We start from the raw sequence: 19,078 nt of genomic DNA, 5'->3' as shown, positions 1-19,078 counted from the left end.
CTGGGCTGGCGTCATTTCAATTGCTCATTCAACGCCCTTATTCTTCAGCCTCAATCATCTGTGCTTGGTTGTAGTTTTGAATACCGACTTTATCGATTAAACCGAGTTGTGTTTCTAACCAATCGACATGTTCTTCTTCATCTTCGAGGATATGGTTAAACAAATCACGAGATACGTAGTCACGAACACTTTCGGCATACTCAATAGCATCTCTCAGATCAGGAATGGCATCCATCTCTAACGCTAAGTCACACTCAAGCATTTCTTGCGTATCTTCTCCGATGCGAAGTTTGCCTAGGTCTTGTAAATTGGGAATGCCTTCAAGGAACAATATTCGCTCAATCAGATCATCAGCGTGTTTCATTTCATCGATCGACTCTTCATACTCTTTATCTGCGAGAACTTTTAGTCCCCAGTCTTTGTACATTCGGGCATGAAGGAAATATTGGTTGATGGCAATGAGTTCATTACCAAGGGCTTTGTTGAGGTGTTGGATGATTTTAGGATCAGATTTCATCGCGCTCGCTCCTTTTCAGCATCTACTAAATGTAGAACTGTTCAAGGCGCTGTCAATCGCGCTATTGGGACACAGCCGTTATTTTAACTGGCCTGTTTAAACATCGCTAAGGTAGATAATTCGGTAGAGAGTTCATTAAGCAATTCTTTTGTTGGGCGAATACACTTTCCACATTGAGAGCCCAATGGGGTGATTCGACGAATACCTTGGATATCAGTAATCCCCTGCTCGAAAGCAAGTTTCTTGATTTTCTTATCGGATATTCCGTGGCACAAACAAACGTACATAACAACTCTCTCAACAACCCACCATGAGAATGTAAACGAGAATAGTTCACATTACAAATTGTATTTATCGATTGAACTGGGCATTTAGTAACAGGAAAACCGTTGTTTCCTTAGCCATCATTATTACTTATTGAAAAACAGGCATTAAAAAAGGACGCCGAAGCGTCCTTTTTTTTGCATTGTGCTACCGAAGCTTAAAATTAAGCAACGATCTTAGCAACAACACCCGCACCTACAGTACGGCCACCTTCACGGATAGCAAAACGTAGACCTTCGTCCATCGCGATTGGCGCGATTAGAGTAACAGTCATAGAAATGTTATCACCAGGCATTACCATCTCAACGCCTTCTGGCAGTTCGATAGTACCGGTCACGTCAGTTGTACGGAAGTAGAACTGTGGACGGTAGCCTTTGAAGAACGGAGTATGACGGCCGCCTTCATCTTTCGACAGAACGTAGATTTCTGAAGTGAAAGTAGTGTGTGGAGTGATTGAACCAGGCTTAGCCAGTACTTGACCACGTTGAACTTCRTCACGCTTAGTACCACGTAGAAGAACACCAACGTTCTCACCAGCACGGCCTTCGTCAAGAAGTTTACGGAACATCTCAACACCAGTACAAGTAGTGGTGATGGTGTCTACGATACCAACGATAGCAACTTCGTCACCTACACGTACGATACCTTGCTCAACACGACCTGTTACAACAGTACCACGGCCTTGGATTGAGAATACGTCTTCGATTGGCAGGATGAATGGCTTGTCGATAGCACGCTCTGGCTCTGGGATGTAAGAATCCAGTGCTTCAGCTAGCTCAACAATTTTCGCTTCCCACTGCTCTTCGCCGTTCAATGCACCTAGTGCAGAACCTTGAATTACTGGGCAATCGTCGCCTGGGAAGTCRTACTCAGAAAGAAGTTCACGAACTTCCATCTCAACCAACTCTAGAAGCTCTTCGTCGTCAACCATGTCACACTTGTTCATGAAAACAAGGATGTAAGGAATACCAACTTGGCGACCTARAAGGATGTGCTCACGAGTCTGTGGCATAGGACCATCAGTTGCAGCAACAACTAGGATACCACCGTCCATTTGCGCAGCACCGGTGATCATGTTTTTAACATAATCCGCGTGTCCTGGGCAGTCTACGTGTGCGTAGTGACGRGMAGGAGTATCGTATTCTACGTGTGACGTAGAGATAGTGATACCGCGCTCGCGCTCTTCTGGAGCGTTATCGATAGATGCGAAGTCACGTGCAGAACCGCCGTATACTTTAGAAAGTACAGTACAGATTGCTGCAGTTAGAGTAGTTTTACCGTGGTCAACGTGGCCGATAGTACCAACGTTTACGTGCGGTTTCGTACGTTCAAATTTTTCTTTAGACACGATCGTGTTCCTTCCTAGTTATGAGTCGCACCTACCGTCGTAAGTGCGATCAGAAGTTTTTATCAATGCTGGCGAACAATGCCAACATCAAAGCTACTAATCAACAACGCTGTGCGATGATTGAGTCAGCAACATTCTTTGGAACATCAGCGTATTCGCTGAATTCCATAGAGTAAGATGCGCGGCCCTGAGTCGCTGAACGCAAGTCAGTTGCGTAACCAAACATCTCAGCCAGCGGTACTTGTGCGCGAATGATTCTCAAACCAGCAGGACCTTCATCCATACCGGAAATCAAACCACGGCGGCGATTCAAGTCACCCACTACATCACCCATCCAGTCTTCTGGAGTGGTGATTTCCACTTTCATCATTGGCTCAAGAATAACAGGTTGCGCTTCGAGCGCTCCTTTCTTAAAGGCCATAGATGCAGCGATTTTAAACGCCATTTCGTTGGAGTCAACATCATGATAAGAGCCATCGAACAAGGTGGCTTTTACGTCAAGTACTGGGTAACCGGCAAGGACACCACTACTCATCTGCTCTTCAATGCCCTTAGACACTGAACTGATGTATTCTTTTGGTACTGAACCACCAACGATTTCATCAACGAAGACAAAGCCTTCGCCGAGTTCAGACGGCTCCAGTTTGATCCATACATGACCATACTGACCGCGACCACCTGATTGCTTAACGAACTTGCCTTCGACTTCAGCATTACCACGGATGGTTTCACGGTATGCCACCTGAGGCTTACCTACATTACATTCAACGCTGAATTCGCGGCGCATGCGATCGACAATGATGTCGAGGTGCAACTCGCCCATACCAGAGATCAGGGTTTGTCCTGACTCTATATCCGTTTCAACGCGGAATGATGGGTCTTCTGCCGCCAGTTTACCCAGCGCGATACCCATTTTTTCTTGATCAGCTTGTGAGCGAGGCTCTACGGCGATCTGAATAACCGGCTCAGGGAACTCCATGCGCTCAAGAATCACTTTAGATTCTAGTGCACAAAGGGTGTCACCCGTCGTCACGTCTTTCAGACCAATTGCCGCCGCGATGTCACCCGCGCGGATCTCTTTGATCTCTTCGCGTTTATTCGAGTGCATCTGAACGATACGGCCAAAGCGCTCACGCTTTTGCTTCACAGAGTTATAAACTGTGTCGCCAGTATTCACCACACCTGAGTAAACACGCAGGAAGGTTAACGTACCAACAAATGGGTCAGTGGCGATTTTGAATGCTAGTGCTGCGAATGGTTCGTTATCGTCTGCATGACGGTCGATCACATTGCCATCTTCGTCTTCACCATTGATCGCTTTCACGTCAACTGGTGAAGGAAGGTATTCAACAACAGCATCTAGCACCGCCTGAACACCTTTGTTCTTAAATGCAGAACCACAAGTTGCCAGTACGATTTCGTTGTTTAGGGTGCGTTCACGCAATGCTTGCTTGATTTCGGCTTCTGTCAATTCCCCATCTTCGAGGTATTTGTCCATCAGCTCTTCGTTTGCTTCAGCAGCCGCTTCAATTAGGTTTTGATGCCACTCTTCTGCTAACTCTTGCATGTCCGCAGGGATCTCTTCGTAACTGAAGGTCATCCCTTGATCAGCTTCATTCCAGTTTATCGCCTTCATTTTAATAAGGTCGATAACACCGCGAAACTCATCTTCTGAACCAATATTCAAATGAATTGGAACAGGATTAGCACCTAGTCGATCTTTAATTTGATTAACTACGCGCAAGAAGTCTGCGCCTGTACGGTCCATCTTATTGACGAAAACCATACGAGGAACTTGATATTTGTCGGCTTGACGCCAAACAGTCTCAGACTGAGGTTCAACACCAGAAGAGCCACAGAATACAACGACTGCACCATCCAATACGCGCAAAGAACGTTCGACTTCAATGGTGAAATCAACGTGTCCTGGGGTATCGATGATATTGATGCGATGCTCAGCGAATTGTGCATCCATACCATGCCAGAAGGTTGTAGTCGCAGCGGATGTGATAGTGATACCACGTTCCTGCTCCTGCTCCATCCAGTCCATGGTTGCGGCACCATCGTGCACTTCACCAATTTTATGAGAAAGACCGGTATAAAACAGGATACGCTCTGTTGTTGTAGTTTTACCTGCGTCTACGTGAGCACAAATACCGATGTTACGGTAGCGCTCAATAGGGGTCTTACGAGCCACAGTAGTATCCTCTTACTAAGGTCAACCTTAGAATGTGGTTTAGGCGCGGCAGATGCCGCGCCTAAAAAGGTATTACCAGCGGTAATGAGCAAACGCTTTGTTAGCGTCAGCCATACGGTGAACGTCTTCACGTTTCTTAACCGCAGTACCTTTGTTCTCAGATGCATCTAGCATTTCGTTAGCTAGACGTTGAGCCATAGATTTTTCACCACGCTTACGCGCTGCTTCAACCAACCAACGCATAGCAAGTGCGTTACGGCGAACCGGACGAACTTCTACTGGTACTTGGTAAGTTGAACCACCAACACGGCGAGATTTAACCTCTACCGCAGGGCGTACGTTTTCAAGAGCTGTTTCAAACACAGACAGGTGCTCTTTACCAGAACGCTCTGCCATGATGTCTAGTGCACCATAAACGATTTTTTCTGCAGTCGACTTTTTACCGTCAACCATTACGATGTTTACAAATTTTGCCAGCAGTTCTGATCCGAACTTAGGATCCGGAAGGATTTTACGCTGACCAATTACGCGACGACGTGGCATGGAATTCTCCGTTGTCTTCTTCAGGTTTTATCCAAAACTTTTCAGTTTTTTCAAAATTACAAATTAATTAGTGTTTGGCCTTACTTAACGGATTCCATTAAGACTTCGGACGTTTCACACCGTACTTAGAACGACCTTGTTTACGGTCGTTAACGCCTGCACAGTCAAGTGCACCACGAACGGTGTGGTAACGCACACCTGGAAGGTCTTTTACACGACCGCCGCGGATAAGAACAACGCTGTGCTCTTGCAGGTTGTGGCCTTCACCGCCGATGTATGAAGTTACTTCAAAACCGTTAGTCAGGCGAACACGGCAAACTTTACGTAGAGCCGAGTTAGGTTTTTTAGGCGTGGTAGTGTAAACACGAGTACAAACACCACGTTTTTGCGGACACGCTTCCAACGCAGGCACGTTGCTTTTCGCAACTTGCTTAACGCGTGGTTTACGTACCAGCTGGTTGATAGTTGCCATTAAATAGCTCCTGATATTACTTACGTATAAGTGTGAAAAATCTATGCCCCACAAAAGTAGGGACGCGAAATTTTAGGCGTGGTCTATTTAGGTGTCAAGATTTATACAACGATCTTTGCATCGCGCAAATTGTAAACGCTGCAATCCTGAACTTTTACGCTAGTCGAAAGTGGCGAAATTCACCATTTCATTTGCGTGACATGCCGCTCGGTTAGCGACACAAAACCTTTAATATCAACAAGTTCTGCTGATTTAATGTTTTCTTCATTTATACCTCGCGCGACTACATCTTCGCGAAGCACATAAATTCGGCGTCCGCACGACGTCAGTGTTTGTTGCCACTGTCCGCTGTCAATTGCGGCGATCACGGCGTCTTCGATCAGTAAGATCTCACTGTTTACGTCAGAATAACGCAGACAATTGCTCAATGATGAGGATGAAAAAGGGGAAGAGCTGACGGTATGAAGCATCATCTGTCCTTTAAAACTGAAGTACTTTCGAGCACTGAGTAAGTCGCTCGGAAATCGTCGTTGATGACACAATTTCTGCATCAATGACCAACGGTGATTGATGCAATCCACGCTCTTTCAATGACGAGCTACACACATAGATTTCTTCCACATCACAAAGGGAGAGCATTTTGAACGTAGAAATATAGTCGCGGCAGCCTATTTTATCAGGACGCTGATTCGCCAGTAATTGCATCACTCCATCACCGACAAAGAATAATGTGATGTCTTCGCTGTAATTTGAGGTGGCGAGCACAGCATCAAGCCCTTCACGCCCACCAGCAGAACCATGTGGTGCGGATGAAAAGACAAACCCTAATTTCTTCATGTCCACTCTCTCAAAATTGAATAACGCGATCAGCAGTAAGCAGCGCTTCAGATAGTGAACCTAGTCCCGCTTGAGAAAAACCGTCCGCCATATTCGATGAAGACAAGCCATGCAACTTCGCTTCATCCTCGCCTACTTGCCCACGACGAAGCGCAGCGGCAACACAGGTTTCGAGTTCTACTTGATGAGTTTTCGCCAATGCTTGCCACGCCGACACCAAATCAAATTCATCATTCGCAGGCACGGTTAGCGAAGAGGCGTTAGACACGCCATCTTGATAGAAAAAAACTTTGGATAGTTTATGCCCTTGCGCCACGAGCGTTTCGGCAAAACGATACGCTGTCATTGACGACTGACGCCCATAGACAGGTGTACTCACCACGATGACATAGTTGAGTGTCATCTTTCCCCGTCCTCACCTTTACGTTGACGGATGTAGAGATACACGGTGTGTTTAGAAATATTGAGGCGATCCGCGACGCGATTGATAGCATCTTTGATATCAAAAATACCTTTATCAAACAGCTCCATCACAATCTGGCGATTCTTGGTGTTGTTCGAGACCGATTTATCCGCGTTAATTTCTTCTATCGTACGCTCAACGGTTTGATCGACAAGCTCATCAACATCACTCGCGAAGTTAACCGCGGATACCGCCTGACGGGCCTCTTCTGTTGGCATAAAGGCTTGAAGTACTTGAGAGAAGGGGGCATCGAGGTTGATATTGATACACAACAATCCAATCACTCGGTTATCGCCATTACGAATGGCTACCGTGATGGACTTCATCAGGGTATTCCCTTTCGCTCGCGTGAAATAAGCGCGAGAGAAGTTTCGCTCAGATCCTTCAATATCTCTCAACATGCGTAGCGCTAAGTCAGTGATCGGTGAGCCTACCTGACGCCCTGTATTTTCACCGTTAGCAATTTTAATCGCTGACGTATTTAAATCTTCGAGGGAGTGCAACACGATTTCACAGTGTTGGCCAATCAATGCAGCCAGACCGTCTACAACGGCTTCATAGGACTTTAGGATTGTGTAGTCTTGCTCTGTGAACGGATTACTTTCGATAAAGTCACTGTCGACGATCACATCTGAACCCAAACTGTCTGTTGATACCACGGCCTGCTTTCCTTTTGTTAGTTTTCGCTCATCAACGGACAAAAGATAAACGAAATCTGCAATATTTAAAATACAGCGACAAGTCTAACAGACTTGGTTCAAAAGATATAAAAACCCCGACAACAGTCGGGGCTTCAAGTAATCCAATGCGAACATCACAGCTGGCACTATCCAGTGGCGCTCGTTCGGTAATGATTACTTTTTAATTTCTAGTAGCTCAACATCAAATACCAGCGTTGAGTTAGCAGGAATGGTTGGCGTATCTTGCTCGCCATATGCCAACTCTGAAGGAATAACGAATTTAAACTTAGAGCCAACAGGCATCAACTGAACACCTTCAGTCCAACCAGGGATCACGCGATTAAGCGGGAAGGTGGCTGGTTGATTACGATCATACGAGCTATCAAACTGCTTACCATCAGTCAGCGTACCTTTGTAGTGCACAACAACAGTGTCTTCCGCTGCAGGCTTATCGCCCTCGCCCATGGTTTCAACAAGGTACATCAGGCCCGAGTCAGTGGTTGTTACGCCTTCAGTTTTCGCAAACTGTGCACGGAACTCTTCACCCGCTTTAACTGCCACAGCAGCACTTTCTTGTGCTTGCTTTTGTGCCAACTCAGCCACGCGCTGATCCAGCGCTTGTAACGTAGCTTGCGCTTCTTCATCACTCAGTTTTGATTTATCTGAAAATGCGTCTTGCACACCTTGTAGAACCAAATCAGAGCTCAATGCCAAACCAATTTCTTTCTGTTGCTCAAGGTTCGCTTTTAGGTATTGCGCCAACGATGCACCGATCGCGTAGGCTGCTTTATCATCTTCGGTCGCAAAGGTGACAGTTTCAACGGCCACAGGTGCTTCTACTTTCGCTGTTTCTTCTTTCGCGTCTTCTTGACAACCGACTGCCAATGCAACGGTTGCCGCTAGCAATGACACTTTAAAAACTGATTTCATTCGTTACTCCGTTGGTATAAAAACCACATTTCTCTTATTCGCTTACGCGAGAACAATGCGAAAGCCCAAAACAATCAATATACTCGACGTTATAGGGGTCCAAGATAAGGAACACAAGGGTGACGCGACAATTCGCCAGCACAATTTGCTTATTTCTGACACTGTTAGCACTTTCAGGATGCTTTCACTCTACCCACGAAGCCCAGCGTTGGACGCTTCAGCCGGATGGCGTGACCAGTTTCAGCCTCAGCCGAGATGGGCGCTTCGCCCTGATGGCATCCACTGAAAAAGGCATCGTTCTTTGGGATTTAGTCCAAAACAAGCAACTTGCCGATTTTGGTTATCAGGACCCAAACAAGAACACTGTCATTGCCAGCCAGATTTCCGATAACAATCGTTATGCGATTTCTGCCACCTCACAAAACTTTGCAGTGTGGGATCTCGCATGGGGGCAAGCTGAAGGCCTGTGGTCGATATCAGACGGTATTATTCGCGATGTTGATATCAGCAATAACGGTCAGAAAATTCTGCTCGCGCTGTCTAACGGCAAAGCCTTGTTCGTAGACTTAGGCACTGGAAGACGCTTAGAGTTCCTTGCCCATAACGATAAAGTCAACAGCGTCTCTCTCGCTCCTAACGGCAAATACGCCATGTCTGGCGGTAATGATCACAACGCCTACTTCTGGAGCACGGAAACCGGTCAAATATTGAATGAGTTCGCGCACGAACATCGCATTACTCGTGTGGAATTACATCGTAGCGGAAAATTCGCGTTTTCCGCTGATGGTGATGATTCAGCCATCATATGGGATTTATCCACGGGCGAGCCAATGAGCCAACTACAGATGTTCCAGCGCCATGCCAACTTTTCGACGGCACGCTTTTCAGATGACGGTACCAAATTGGTGACGGGTACACCTGGTCGACGGATTGAGTACTGGAATACCGCGACCGGAGACAACCTAGGCCGTTGGTTAGCAGAAGAACAACAAAATACTCGGCCACCAAGCGCGGTGGTGTATGATGTCGCCATTGATCCAACTGGACGCGTTATATCTGGCACCTCCGCAGGTATCGCACAGGCTTGGATAGCGCAGGAAGATTAAGAACATGACCGAATTTGAACAACAGCTACAAAAGCAGATTGAAGATCTGGAAATCAAGCAAGCCTTTCAAGAACACACCATTGAAGAGCTCAATGATGCGTTAACAGGCCAGCAGAAAAACATTGACCGCATGAATACGCAGATTGCTTTTCTCGTCACCAAGCTAAAAGCTATGGAGCCGGCTAACATTGCGAGCATGAACGAAGAAACGCCACCTCCGCATTACTAAGAGATGCCAGTAAATGCGGTTCGCGAGGAACGAGAAAGAGCAAAGATATTAAACTGCTCTCTCACTCGAACCTCGCCTCTCATTACTCGCTAACTAACGACAGATCCTCATCCGCAAATATCGCCACTAACGCATTTCCACTTTCATCAACCGTCGCTCGGTACATTCCCGCACAGTTCAGTTCAAAGTTAACCTTACCGTTTGCGTCAATCGCAATCACACCGCCTTCGCCACCGAGATCAAGAAAGTCGCCATGAATCACTTCGCGACAGGCCTGTTCGATGCTCGCATTGCCATACTGCATACGCCCTGCAATATCACCCGCCACGGTGCAGCGCATTAAAAGTTCGCCCATCCCTGTGGCAGACACCGCCACATTGCCGTTACGTGCGTAGTTACCACCACCAACTATGGGAGTATCTCCAACTCGTCCCCAGCGCTTATTCGTCAAGCCACCAGTGCTTGTGGCTGCTGCAAGATTACCGTTCTTATCACGTGCCACCGCTCCCACTGTGCCGTGTTTTTTTTCATCTGGGTAACGAGCTTCAGAGAGCGCAATGCCACCCGTTTTCTTCATTGCACGTAGTTCTTTGTATCGACGATCCGTGAAGAAGTAATCCTGCTCGGTATACTCATAGCCGCACTCTTTGAATGCAAACGTCTCCGCGCCCTCACTCGCTAACATGGCGTGTGGGCTTTTTCGCATCACGTCGCAGGCCAGTTGAACGGGGTTTTTGATATGACGTATCAAGGTGACCGCTCCAGCATCGAGATCTTGCCCATCCATCACACAGGCATCCATTTCCACCGTTTCATCATGCGTCAGCACCGAGCCCTTTCCGGCGTTAAACAGGGGACTATCCTCCATCACAGTGACAGCAGCGACCGTTGCGTCCACAGCATGACCACCCGCAACGAGCACAGCATGAGCCGCCAGTACAGACTGCGCCAAGGCTTGACGGTAATCTTGTTCAAGCTCCGGTGTCATTAAGCTACGAACAATAGTGCCTGCACCGCCGTGAATAGCGATCGAGAAAGAGTGGGACATGGCGATTCCTTCATTATCGGGGACTGATTACTGCAGAGTTAAATGGTTCTTCGCTCAGTGTAAAGCGCTTTGCTCTTACCTAGGAACTTCTTCTTCCAGAACCTAGGTTCTACGCCCATATTAAAAAACAAAAAGCGCCGCTCGATTTCTCGAACAGCGCTTTATCAGTCAGACGCATAAAGCGTCTAACAGAGCACGATTAGTGAGAGCCGCAACCGCCGCCGCCACAACATTCGTGGTCGTCGCCTTTGTCTTCACCACCACAGCAACCGCCTTCGTGGTCATGGTCGTGATGACCGCCACAACCGCCCGCTTGGTGGATGTGACCGTGTTCGATCTCTTCTTCGGTCGCTTCGCGAAGCTCAACCACTTCAACGTTAAACGTTAGGGTTTGGCCAGCCAGCATGTGGTTACCGTCAACAACCACTTCGTCGCCGTCAACTTCAGTCACTTCAACTGGGATTGGACCTTGGTCAGTATCCGCAAGGAAGCGCATACCTACAGTAATTTCGTCAACGCCTTGGAATACGTCAGCAGGAACACGTTGAACCATTTCGTCCATGTGTTCGCCGTATGCATCTTCCGGTGCAACTGTCACTTCAAATACTTCGCCAACTTCACGGCCTTCCAGCGCGTTTTCTAGGCCAATGATCAGATTGTCGTGACCTTGAAGGTACTGCAATGGGTTCGCTTGGGTTGACTCGTCAACAACGATACCATCTTCATTTTTTACTTGGTAAGCAATGCTTACTACCACGTCTTTAGTGACTTTCATCTTTACTCCGGAAGCGGTTATTTAAGTCTGGGTGCTGCCATCGCGAGTTTGCATCATGGCCACCTGCTTATTTCGGCGCCGATAATACATAAATCTTTTCGCTACGACTATCACTGCGGTTTAAATATCCCTATCACTTGCGCATCCTGCTGTTTGGGTGCGGACTCAGAATCTTCCGATGCCACGGGTGAACGGCGGTCAGTATGACCACATTTCACACACTCCACCACTTCTACATGGTGCTCTTGCCACCAGCGCATTGTGTCACCTTCATTGCATGAAGGGCAGGTTGCACCAGCAATAAAACGTTTCTTAGCCATGTCAGTCCTTGTACCTATCCATCAACCACAACGCCCGATATCCACGTTCGTCCCGCCATATCGAGCGATTGATATTACTCCCGATTCCAGCTTTTATGTCGCTCTGTGTCCCCTTTCATTTCGAGGTCAAACAGCTCTTCCAACTCCAAGCGGGCTTCTTTTGTTCTTGATGCTGCCGACACATCCTCACTGTGGTGAGGCTGCATTTCATGCAAGCGCATCTCATCTAACTTGCGGAAAAAAGCTTCCGCCCGTTTCGCTTTGTACGGGTGCATCCCTAAAGCGATCAGTGTTTGTTTACCTAAATCTAGAGCACTTAAAAATGTTTCTCGGGAGAACCCGTCAACATTGTGGCCTAACAGTTGGTTGGCTTCAACACGGCTACGTGCTCGCGCTAATACCTTGATATTCGGGAAATGGTGCTGACAAAGCGACACAATTTCCATCACTTCTTCTGGCGAATCAGCACACACGATAATCGCCTCTGCCGTGGCTGCGCCAGCCGCTCGCAATAAGTCCAGTTGCGTCGCATCACCGTAGTAAACCTTATAACCAAACTGACGCAGCAGCGCGATTTGCGAAGGGTCTCGCTCCAAAATCGTCAGTTTTATTTTATTGGCAAACAGTAAGCGTCCCACCACCTGACCAAATCGACCGAAGCCAGTGATGATCACGCGACCACCGTCATGGTCAAATTGCTCGTTTTCAGGCAAAGAGGCATCAGCATTGATCGTGCGAGCAAACCACTTAGTTTGCAGCATCAGCAGTATGGGGGTCGTCATCATCGACAGACTCACGACCACTAATAAGAATGCATTCAAATCAGGGTCGAGAAGCCCTTCACCACGCGCTGCAGTGAATAAAACAAATGCAAACTCACCGCCTTGGCTAAGCAGTAACGCCACTTGGCTGCGCGATTTAGCGCTTCCACCGAAGGATCTAACTAACCCATATATGATGGCGGCTTTCACGCTGATCAAAGCAAAAACCGCACTTAAAATCTCGAGTGGATAGTCGAGTAACAGCCCCAAATCTACCGCCATACCCACAGCAATGAAAAACAGGCCCAGTAATAGCCCTTTGAAAGGTTCAATGGCAATTTCTAGCTCATGGCGATATTCACTTTCTGCGAGTAACACGCCCGCAAGGAATGTTCCCAATGCCATCGACAAGCCTAACGCCTGCATACCAAGTGCAATACCGATAACCAATAACAACGCTGCAACCGTGAACATCTCTTTGACGCGACTCATCACCACCCAACGAAGCAATGGACGCAAAAGATAATGACCGCCAACCAGAAGTAAAATGACCGCGCCTAACATGATGGCGACGTCTAACCAGCTTCCACCAGCTCCGCCAGCCAGTGCGGGCAATACTGCCAACATAGGGATAACGGCGATATCCTGAAACAACAACACGGCAAAGGCAGATTGTCCTGCTTCACTGCGCATTAAACGTTGCTCTTCGATAATCCGCATCGCAATGGCGGTTGAAGACAACGCCAGCCCCATTCCAACAACAAGAGCATCTACTCTGGAAGCACCAAATAGCATGACAGTGACACCAATGACCACCGCACTGATCAATACCTGACTGCCCCCCAAACCCAGAATGGGTTTGCGCATTTGCAGCAACTTCTTAGGATTTAGCTCAAGACCGATTAAGAACAACAGCAGTACAACACCCAGTTCAGCAAAGTGAAGAGTGGCTTCAACATCACTGATAAGGCCTAAGCCCCAAGGGCCAATCACCACTCCCGCAATCAGATAACCTAATACAGAACCAATTCCAAGACGCTGAGCGAGAGGCACCGCAATAACAGCCGCGGCGAGAAAAATGAGGGCGTCGAGAAGAAAGCTATGCTCCATCACACCACCTCCGAAACGGGGTGGCACAACCAATCCGCATACAATTCAGCGTGGGCGTTTCTATCATCGTCAGTAATTCGACGCGCCCAGTGTAGGATCAATGGTTCAACCCAACGCATTTGGCATAGCAGCGCCGTCAACTCAAAGGGCTGCAACAACTCTTCCATGCTGTATTTGTTATAGCCCGTTTGACTAAAGGCTTCTGACGCGCCACCCGTCGTAACTACAAAGCGACACGTTTTCCCTGCCAGTGCGTTACCACCACCGTGGGCAAAGCCCTTACCTAATACCACATCAATCCACTCTTTCAATAAAGATGGGCAGGAATACATTTGCAGCGGGTGTTGAAAAACAATCACATCATGGGCGAGCAAGAGTTCACGTTCATAATGAACATCAATAATAAAATCGGGATAGGTCGCGTAAAGGTCGTGAATGGTGACATGATCGTGCTGACTCGCTGCCTCGATCATGCGCTTATTCGCCACCGATTCATATGGATCAGGATGAGCAAAGATGATTAATACTTTTGACCGAAAAAGCGACGTCGTCTTGTTTTCCATTTTGCAGCAAATTCCTTTATCACTGTGAAGCTTCAGCATCTAACAAGCAAAAACGTCTCGATATTGCCTAGGTATAACATAATATTTTTTATTGTCTTTTTATGATGACACAAATCATACGATGATGAGTGACTCTCATTATTGTTTCCACCATACGGTAAATACCTCGACTTTTCACGGTCTGCCGCTACGACAAAACGATTAAAAGCGGCCAACGACTCTCGATTTTGCGGCTCTGAAATATATCGCTTCTTAAGTAAACCGGTGGCCTGTGGTATAACTGCGCCAGAATTTTCACCTCCAAGGCATGCGGCCGGGGCCGCCAGTAGTCATGATCACACTTTCTGATATTCAGCTTCTTCGCGGCGGAAAACCGTTACTCAATCAAGCATCTGCCACTATTCACCCTGGCGATAAAGTCGGTCTTGTGGGAAAAAATGGCTGTGGAAAATCAACCTTATTTGCCCTGCTGAAAGGCGAATTATCGCTAGATGCCGGGAGCTGCAATTTCCCAAGCGGTTGGGAATTAGCTTGGGTGGCACAAGAAACCCCTGCGCTAGAACGTGAAGCCATTGAATACGTTATCGACGGCGATCGCGAATACCGTGCCTTGGAGAAGTCCCTCCGCCACGCGGAAACCATCGACGATGGGCATAAAGTCGCCGAAATCCACGATAAAATTGATGCTGTCGGTGGCTACAGTATTCGTGCTCGTGCCGCCGAATTGCTTGATGGTCTTGGATTTAGCCAAGAGCAAATGCAATGGAGCCTAACCCAATTCTCGGGCGGTTGGCGTATGCGCCTTAACCTTGCTCAAGCGCTGCTTTGTCGCTCTGATCTCTTGCTACTCGATGAACCAACCAACCACTTAGATTTAGATGCCGTTATGTGGCTTGAGAAATGGCTACAAAATTACCGTGGCACCTTACTGTTGATTTCCCATGACCGTGATTTCCTTGACCCTGTGGTCAGTCGCATCGTACATGTCGAAAATCAGCTATTAAACGAATACACCGGTAACTATTCAGCCTTTGAATCCATGCGCGCTGAAAAGCTCATGCTGCAACAATCGATGTACCAGAAACAACAAAAGCAAATGACGCACATGCAGTCATACATCGACCGTTTTCGCTATAAGGCCAGTAAAGCTCGTCAGGCTCAAAGCCGTATCAAAGCGCTAGAACGCATGGAAAAAGTGCTGCCAGCCCAGTTCGACAACCCATTCAGCTTCGAATTCCGCGAGCCAAGTGCATTGCCTAACCCGATCCTGATGATGAAAGATGTGGCTGCGGGCTATCCCAACAAACTGATCTTAGAAAAAATTCACCTTAACTTGGTGCCCGGCAGTCGTATCGGCTTACTGGGACGCAATGGCGCGGGTAAATCAACACTGATCAAATTGCTGTCTGGGGATTTGCAAGCACAAGCCGGTGAACTCCAATATTCGCAAGGTGTGAAGATTGGTTACTTCGCCCAGCACCAACTGGAAACACTACGTACGGATGAAACGCCGTTACAGCACATGATGCGCCTTGCGCCAAAATCCACAGAGCAACAACTTCGCGACTACCTTGGCAGCTTTGGTTTTGTTGGTGAAAAAGCGCTAGATATCATCGGTCCCTTCTCCGGCGGTGAGAAAGCACGTCTCGTACTGGCACTCATTGTTTGGCAAAAGCCTAACCTGCTTTTACTCGATGAACCGACCAACCACTTAGACTTGGATATGCGGTCAGCGCTGACTTTAGCGCTACAGTCCTTTGAAGGAGCAATGGTCATTGTCAGTCACGACCGTTACTTACTACGTGCGACAACCGATGACTTATATTTGGTGCATGATCGTCAAGTGTCTCAGTTCAATGGTGACCTGAATGACTACCATCAATGGTTGACCGAACAGCAGCGTGCGGAGCGTCGACAAGATCAAGCAGACAACGCCAAAGCGACGGGGGCTAGTTCGCAGGTCTCCCGTAAAGAGCAAAAACGCCTCGAGGCAGAATTTCGTAAAGAAACGGCACCAATTCGTAAGAAAATTGACGTATTGGACACAAAACTCGAAACCTTCTCTGCCACAATCGCTGACGTAGAATCAGCCTTGTCGGAACCTTCTATCTATGAAGCATCTAACAAAGATATGCTGACTGAGTTGCTGCGCAAGCAAGCGGATGCGAAATCATCGCTGGAAGAGGTGGAAATGGAATGGATGGATCTTCAAGAACAACTGGAAGCGATGGAAGTGGCGTTCCAAAACCGATAAAAAACAATGCCACGGCCAATGGGCTGTGGCAATTTTGCCTGCATCATTACGGCAAGCAAGAGGTCAAACACGCCAGTCTTAAACTGCAAGATACGTTTAAGGGCAACGTCAACTTGGTCTTATTGCTTGCGTGGCTAGAAGACGCAGGCTTTATGCTGTCTGCGCATTCGCTTGCTGCGCTTCGCCAATCATTGACCCACTCTGAAACCTTACTAACACGCTACCGCTTAATGCGCCGAGAACTCAAACCTCAGCTATCACGTGGCGCATATCAAAAGATGCTGAACTACGAACTCACCCTCGAGAAATTCCAACAACAAGAATTACTTACGTGTATCAATCAACAGCCTTGGCTAGACACTGGCCCTTCTGCGGTAGAGCTGTATTGCGAGCAACTTGATATCGCAGCCCGCTATTTATACCCCACACTGATGAAAGGGCTCAGTACGCGTTAAATCAACCGTTATCAGGTTCTTTCGTCGTCCACTCACATCCAAATAAACAGCAAGCACGATGCGGTTAACGTGCCCATAAGGCGATTGAAGATCACCCAACTTCTTTCCGTTGAGAGTGCTTTACCCACCCAGACCCCGAATGCAGCCCATAAAGAGGTGAGTGGAAAACCAACCGCGATGAATGCCATCACAATAACCAACGCCGACCACCAATAATCGCCCCCTGACAAAGTAAATGTCCCCACGGCACTCACTGCCATTGCCCACGCTTTGGGGTTCACATACTGGAACAATGCAGCTTCCATCAACGTCATTGGACGACGTTCAGACGATGCAGATTCGGACGGTGCCCCAGCGTTTGCAATGCGCCATGCAAGATAGAGTAAGTACCCGCTGGCAACCAATTTCATCCCTTCTTGCACCATAGGGTAGGTTTTAAATACCACGCCCAGTCCTGCTGCTACCACAGCGATTAGCGAGGCAACACCTAGCGTGATACCCACCAAATGTGGCACCGTACGACGATAGCCAAAATTTGCCCCAGATGCTGTCAGCATCATGTTATTAGGGCCTGGCGTGCCCGTCATCGTAGCGGCGAACAGTGCCAGTGTTACCAGAAAAGATAGTTCCATCATGAATTGTCTCCTTGCTCACATTGTACCGATACAATTCACACAAAAAGTTGAAATGACCGCATTCATTGTTCAAAATTCACGCTAGCAGGGATCGAAATACGGATCAAAAGGTTTATTGTCACCATGACAATCATGAATATTGTATTAGAGAAAAACGGCACGCCGATTTATCGTCAAATCGCAGACGCCATTGCCGCAAAGGCACAAAGTAATGAGCTTGCTGCGGGTAGCAAACTGCCAACTCATCGTGCTCTCGCCGATGCTTTGTCAGTGACAGTCGGAACCATTACGCGGGCCTACGCGGAGGCAGAGCGACGCGGTATTGTGGAAGCCAAGGTGGGCGCGGGTACTTATGTGTGTCAAAGCGACAAGACACGGTGGACGTTTGCGGGTCCAGAGCGCCCAGGAATAACCAGCTTTGGTTACAATGTGCCACCAGCGATTAATCGCGCAGATCTGTTTTCTGGCGCCTTGCAGCAACTCGCCGCTCATCCCAATGAATTGAACAACCTGATGTTGTATCAGCCGCCGTCTGGCATTATTCGCCATCGTGAAATCCTGTCGCAGTGGCTTGCGCAGCATGATATCGCTACCGACCCTAATCGACTGTTGTTTTGCTCTGGGGCACAAAATGCGATGCAACTGTGTTTACTCACGCTCTGTCGCGCTGGCGATACCATTTTGGCAGATAAATTCACGTATCCCGGATTAATGAGCCTGGCGCGTCAACTTCAGCTCACCGTCAAACCTGTTGATATGGACGATGAGGGCATGCTGCCGGAGTCCTTGAACTCAGCCTGTCAGCAATATCAGCCTCGTTTGGTGTATTTAACGCCTACACTGCAAAACCCCACCACTGCCATCATGAGCGAGTCTCGGCGCCATGCCCTTATCGCGGTTTGCCAAGCCCAGAATCTGGTGATTGTGGAAGATGATGTCAACGGACTCTTGCCTATCGAACGCCCACAACCCATGGTGAATCTCGCACCCGATACCGTGATTTACATTGGCGGATTCGCGAAGACATTGGCGCCGGGTTTACGGCTGGGTTTTCTAAACTTACCGGAACGCTACTATCCGCAATTTGTTAACGCGCTACAAAACCACAGTTGGATGATCAGCCCCTTATTGACGGCTATGGCTGCGATTTTGCTAGAAAATGGTGGCGCAAATCAGGTGTTGCATACCATTCGCCAAGAGATGGAGCAACGATGGGAAATGGTGACACACTATCTTGGGGACGCCCATCTGCGCTTTCATCCGAACGGCTTTCATGGCTGGCTGCGTTTACCTGAAGAATGGTCACTGAGTGAATTCTTATCCGCTTGCAAAGAGCAAGGTCTTGAAATTAAATCTTCAGAGTTGTTTGTCCCTGCTGGCTATTCTGCCCCTCCATGCGTGCGACTTGCCGTTAGCGCCCCACCGACCCGCGATGCATTGGAATTTGGCTGCCAACAACTGGCGAAATTACTGGCGAATCCACCGTTGTCTGAATTTGCGATATGAGCACA

At 48.0% G+C, this 19,078-nt stretch carries 22 protein-coding genes; 5 read left to right on the top strand and 17 right to left on the bottom strand.

The window, feature by feature from the left end:
• Nucleotides 1–37 precede the first annotated feature (37 nt).
• The 11 genes from bfr to fkpA form a co-directional block, all read right to left on the bottom strand.
• On the bottom strand, nt 38–517 hold the full coding sequence (bfr, locus tag L4D06_RS15445) for a bacterioferritin (protein WP_274167048.1): 480 nt from the start codon (nt 515–517) through the stop codon (nt 38–40).
• An 83-nt stretch (nt 518–600) separates the two neighbouring features.
• Entirely contained in the window at nt 601–804 is a 204-nt protein-coding gene (locus L4D06_RS15440) for a (2Fe-2S)-binding protein (RefSeq protein WP_274167049.1), read from the bottom strand.
• 200 nt (nt 805–1,004) lie between these two features.
• Nucleotides 1,005–2,189: an elongation factor Tu gene (tuf, locus tag L4D06_RS15435; protein WP_163393212.1), complete on the bottom strand. Its 1,185-nt coding sequence runs from the start codon at nt 2,187–2,189 to the stop codon at nt 1,005–1,007.
• 100 nt (nt 2,190–2,289) lie between these two features.
• Entirely contained in the window at nt 2,290–4,386 is a 2,097-nt protein-coding gene (gene fusA / locus L4D06_RS15430) for an elongation factor G (RefSeq protein ID WP_274167089.1), read from the bottom strand.
• 72 nt (nt 4,387–4,458) lie between these two features.
• Nucleotides 4,459–4,929 (bottom strand): 30S ribosomal protein S7, encoded by a 471-nt coding sequence (gene rpsG / locus L4D06_RS15425; protein WP_028025941.1) that lies wholly within the window; start codon nt 4,927–4,929, stop codon nt 4,459–4,461.
• 97 nt (nt 4,930–5,026) lie between these two features.
• Nucleotides 5,027–5,401 (bottom strand): 30S ribosomal protein S12, encoded by a 375-nt coding sequence (gene rpsL / locus L4D06_RS15420; RefSeq protein WP_038181303.1) that lies wholly within the window; start codon nt 5,399–5,401, stop codon nt 5,027–5,029.
• Nucleotides 5,402–5,580: 179 nt separating this feature from the next.
• On the bottom strand, nt 5,581–5,874 hold the full coding sequence (gene tusB / locus L4D06_RS15415) for a sulfurtransferase complex subunit TusB (protein ID WP_274167088.1): 294 nt from the start codon (nt 5,872–5,874) through the stop codon (nt 5,581–5,583).
• A gap of 7 nt (nt 5,875–5,881) precedes the next feature.
• Nucleotides 5,882–6,238 (bottom strand): sulfurtransferase complex subunit TusC, encoded by a 357-nt coding sequence (gene tusC, locus L4D06_RS15410; protein ID WP_429740339.1) that lies wholly within the window; start codon nt 6,236–6,238, stop codon nt 5,882–5,884.
• A gap of 10 nt (nt 6,239–6,248) precedes the next feature.
• Nucleotides 6,249–6,641: a sulfurtransferase complex subunit TusD gene (tusD, locus tag L4D06_RS15405; RefSeq protein ID WP_429740338.1), complete on the bottom strand. Its 393-nt coding sequence runs from the start codon at nt 6,639–6,641 to the stop codon at nt 6,249–6,251.
• A complete protein-coding gene (locus L4D06_RS15400; protein ID WP_274167085.1) occupies nt 6,638–7,360 on the bottom strand; it encodes a helix-turn-helix transcriptional regulator in 723 nt (240 codons plus the stop codon). Before L4D06_RS15400 ends, tusD begins: the two co-directional genes overlap by 4 nt.
• Nucleotides 7,361–7,555: 195 nt before the next feature.
• Nucleotides 7,556–8,311, bottom strand: a complete 756-nt coding sequence (gene fkpA, locus L4D06_RS15395) for an FKBP-type peptidyl-prolyl cis-trans isomerase (protein WP_429740337.1) — start codon at nt 8,309–8,311, stop codon at nt 7,556–7,558.
• A 119-nt stretch (nt 8,312–8,430) separates the two neighbouring features.
• On the opposite strand from fkpA, the gene L4D06_RS15390 reads away from it, so the two are divergent.
• Both L4D06_RS15390 and L4D06_RS15385 read left to right on the top strand, forming a co-directional pair.
• Entirely contained in the window at nt 8,431–9,417 is a 987-nt protein-coding gene (locus L4D06_RS15390; protein ID WP_274167083.1) for a WD40 repeat domain-containing protein, read from the top strand.
• Nucleotides 9,418–9,421: 4 nt separating this feature from the next.
• The gene (locus L4D06_RS15385) at nt 9,422–9,646 is read left to right on the top strand and encodes a SlyX family protein (protein WP_274167082.1); all 225 of its coding nucleotides are present in this window, start codon (nt 9,422–9,424) and stop codon (nt 9,644–9,646) included.
• Between the two features lie 82 nt (nt 9,647–9,728).
• Here the strand turns inward: L4D06_RS15385 and L4D06_RS15380 are convergent, their stop codons facing one another.
• The 5 genes from L4D06_RS15380 to kefG all read right to left on the bottom strand — a co-directional run bounded on the left by L4D06_RS15380 (nt 9,729) and on the right by kefG (nt 14,223).
• The gene (locus L4D06_RS15380; protein ID WP_429740336.1) at nt 9,729–10,694 is read right to left on the bottom strand and encodes an isoaspartyl peptidase/L-asparaginase family protein; all 966 of its coding nucleotides are present in this window, start codon (nt 10,692–10,694) and stop codon (nt 9,729–9,731) included.
• Nucleotides 10,695–10,893: 199 nt separating this feature from the next.
• The gene (slyD, locus tag L4D06_RS15375; protein ID WP_274166662.1) at nt 10,894–11,469 is read right to left on the bottom strand and encodes a peptidylprolyl isomerase; all 576 of its coding nucleotides are present in this window, start codon (nt 11,467–11,469) and stop codon (nt 10,894–10,896) included.
• A gap of 110 nt (nt 11,470–11,579) precedes the next feature.
• Nucleotides 11,580–11,789, bottom strand: coding sequence for a YheV family putative zinc ribbon protein (locus L4D06_RS15370; protein ID WP_274166663.1), 210 nt, complete (start codon nt 11,787–11,789; stop codon nt 11,580–11,582).
• 74 nt (nt 11,790–11,863) lie between these two features.
• A complete protein-coding gene (gene kefB, locus L4D06_RS15365; RefSeq protein ID WP_274166664.1) occupies nt 11,864–13,660 on the bottom strand; it encodes a glutathione-regulated potassium-efflux system protein KefB in 1,797 nt (598 codons plus the stop codon).
• A complete protein-coding gene (gene kefG / locus L4D06_RS15360) occupies nt 13,660–14,223 on the bottom strand; it encodes a glutathione-regulated potassium-efflux system ancillary protein KefG (protein ID WP_429740335.1) in 564 nt (187 codons plus the stop codon). Before kefG ends, kefB begins: the two co-directional genes overlap by 1 nt.
• A 331-nt stretch (nt 14,224–14,554) precedes the next feature.
• On the opposite strand from kefG, the gene L4D06_RS15355 reads away from it, so the two are divergent.
• Together L4D06_RS15355 and L4D06_RS15350 are read left to right on the top strand one after the other, a co-directional pair.
• Entirely contained in the window at nt 14,555–16,477 is a 1,923-nt protein-coding gene (locus L4D06_RS15355) for an ABC transporter ATP-binding protein (RefSeq protein WP_274166666.1), read from the top strand.
• Nucleotides 16,420–16,932, top strand: coding sequence for a TIGR02444 family protein (locus L4D06_RS15350; RefSeq protein WP_274166667.1), 513 nt, complete (start codon nt 16,420–16,422; stop codon nt 16,930–16,932). Before L4D06_RS15355 ends, L4D06_RS15350 begins: the two co-directional genes overlap by 58 nt.
• Before the next feature lie 32 nt (nt 16,933–16,964).
• On the opposite strand, the gene L4D06_RS15345 is transcribed toward L4D06_RS15350, so the two are convergent.
• Nucleotides 16,965–17,567 carry a LysE family translocator gene (locus tag L4D06_RS15345; RefSeq protein ID WP_274166668.1) on the bottom strand — a complete coding sequence of 201 codons (603 nt, stop codon included), beginning with the start codon at nt 17,565–17,567 and terminating at the stop codon, nt 16,965–16,967.
• Between the two features lie 123 nt (nt 17,568–17,690).
• On the opposite strand from L4D06_RS15345, the gene L4D06_RS15340 reads away from it, so the two are divergent.
• Nucleotides 17,691–19,073, top strand: coding sequence for an aminotransferase-like domain-containing protein (locus tag L4D06_RS15340; RefSeq protein ID WP_429740334.1), 1,383 nt, complete (start codon nt 17,691–17,693; stop codon nt 19,071–19,073).
• Nucleotides 19,074–19,078: the final 5 nt, after the last annotated feature.

It is taken from the genome of Enterovibrio makurazakiensis, assembly GCF_050336585.1.
GTDB lineage: Bacteria > Pseudomonadota > Gammaproteobacteria > Enterobacterales > Vibrionaceae > Enterovibrio > Enterovibrio gelatinilyticus.
Note: the sequence above shows the minus strand (reverse complement) of the source record. Positions and strands in the feature narration are given on the sequence as shown.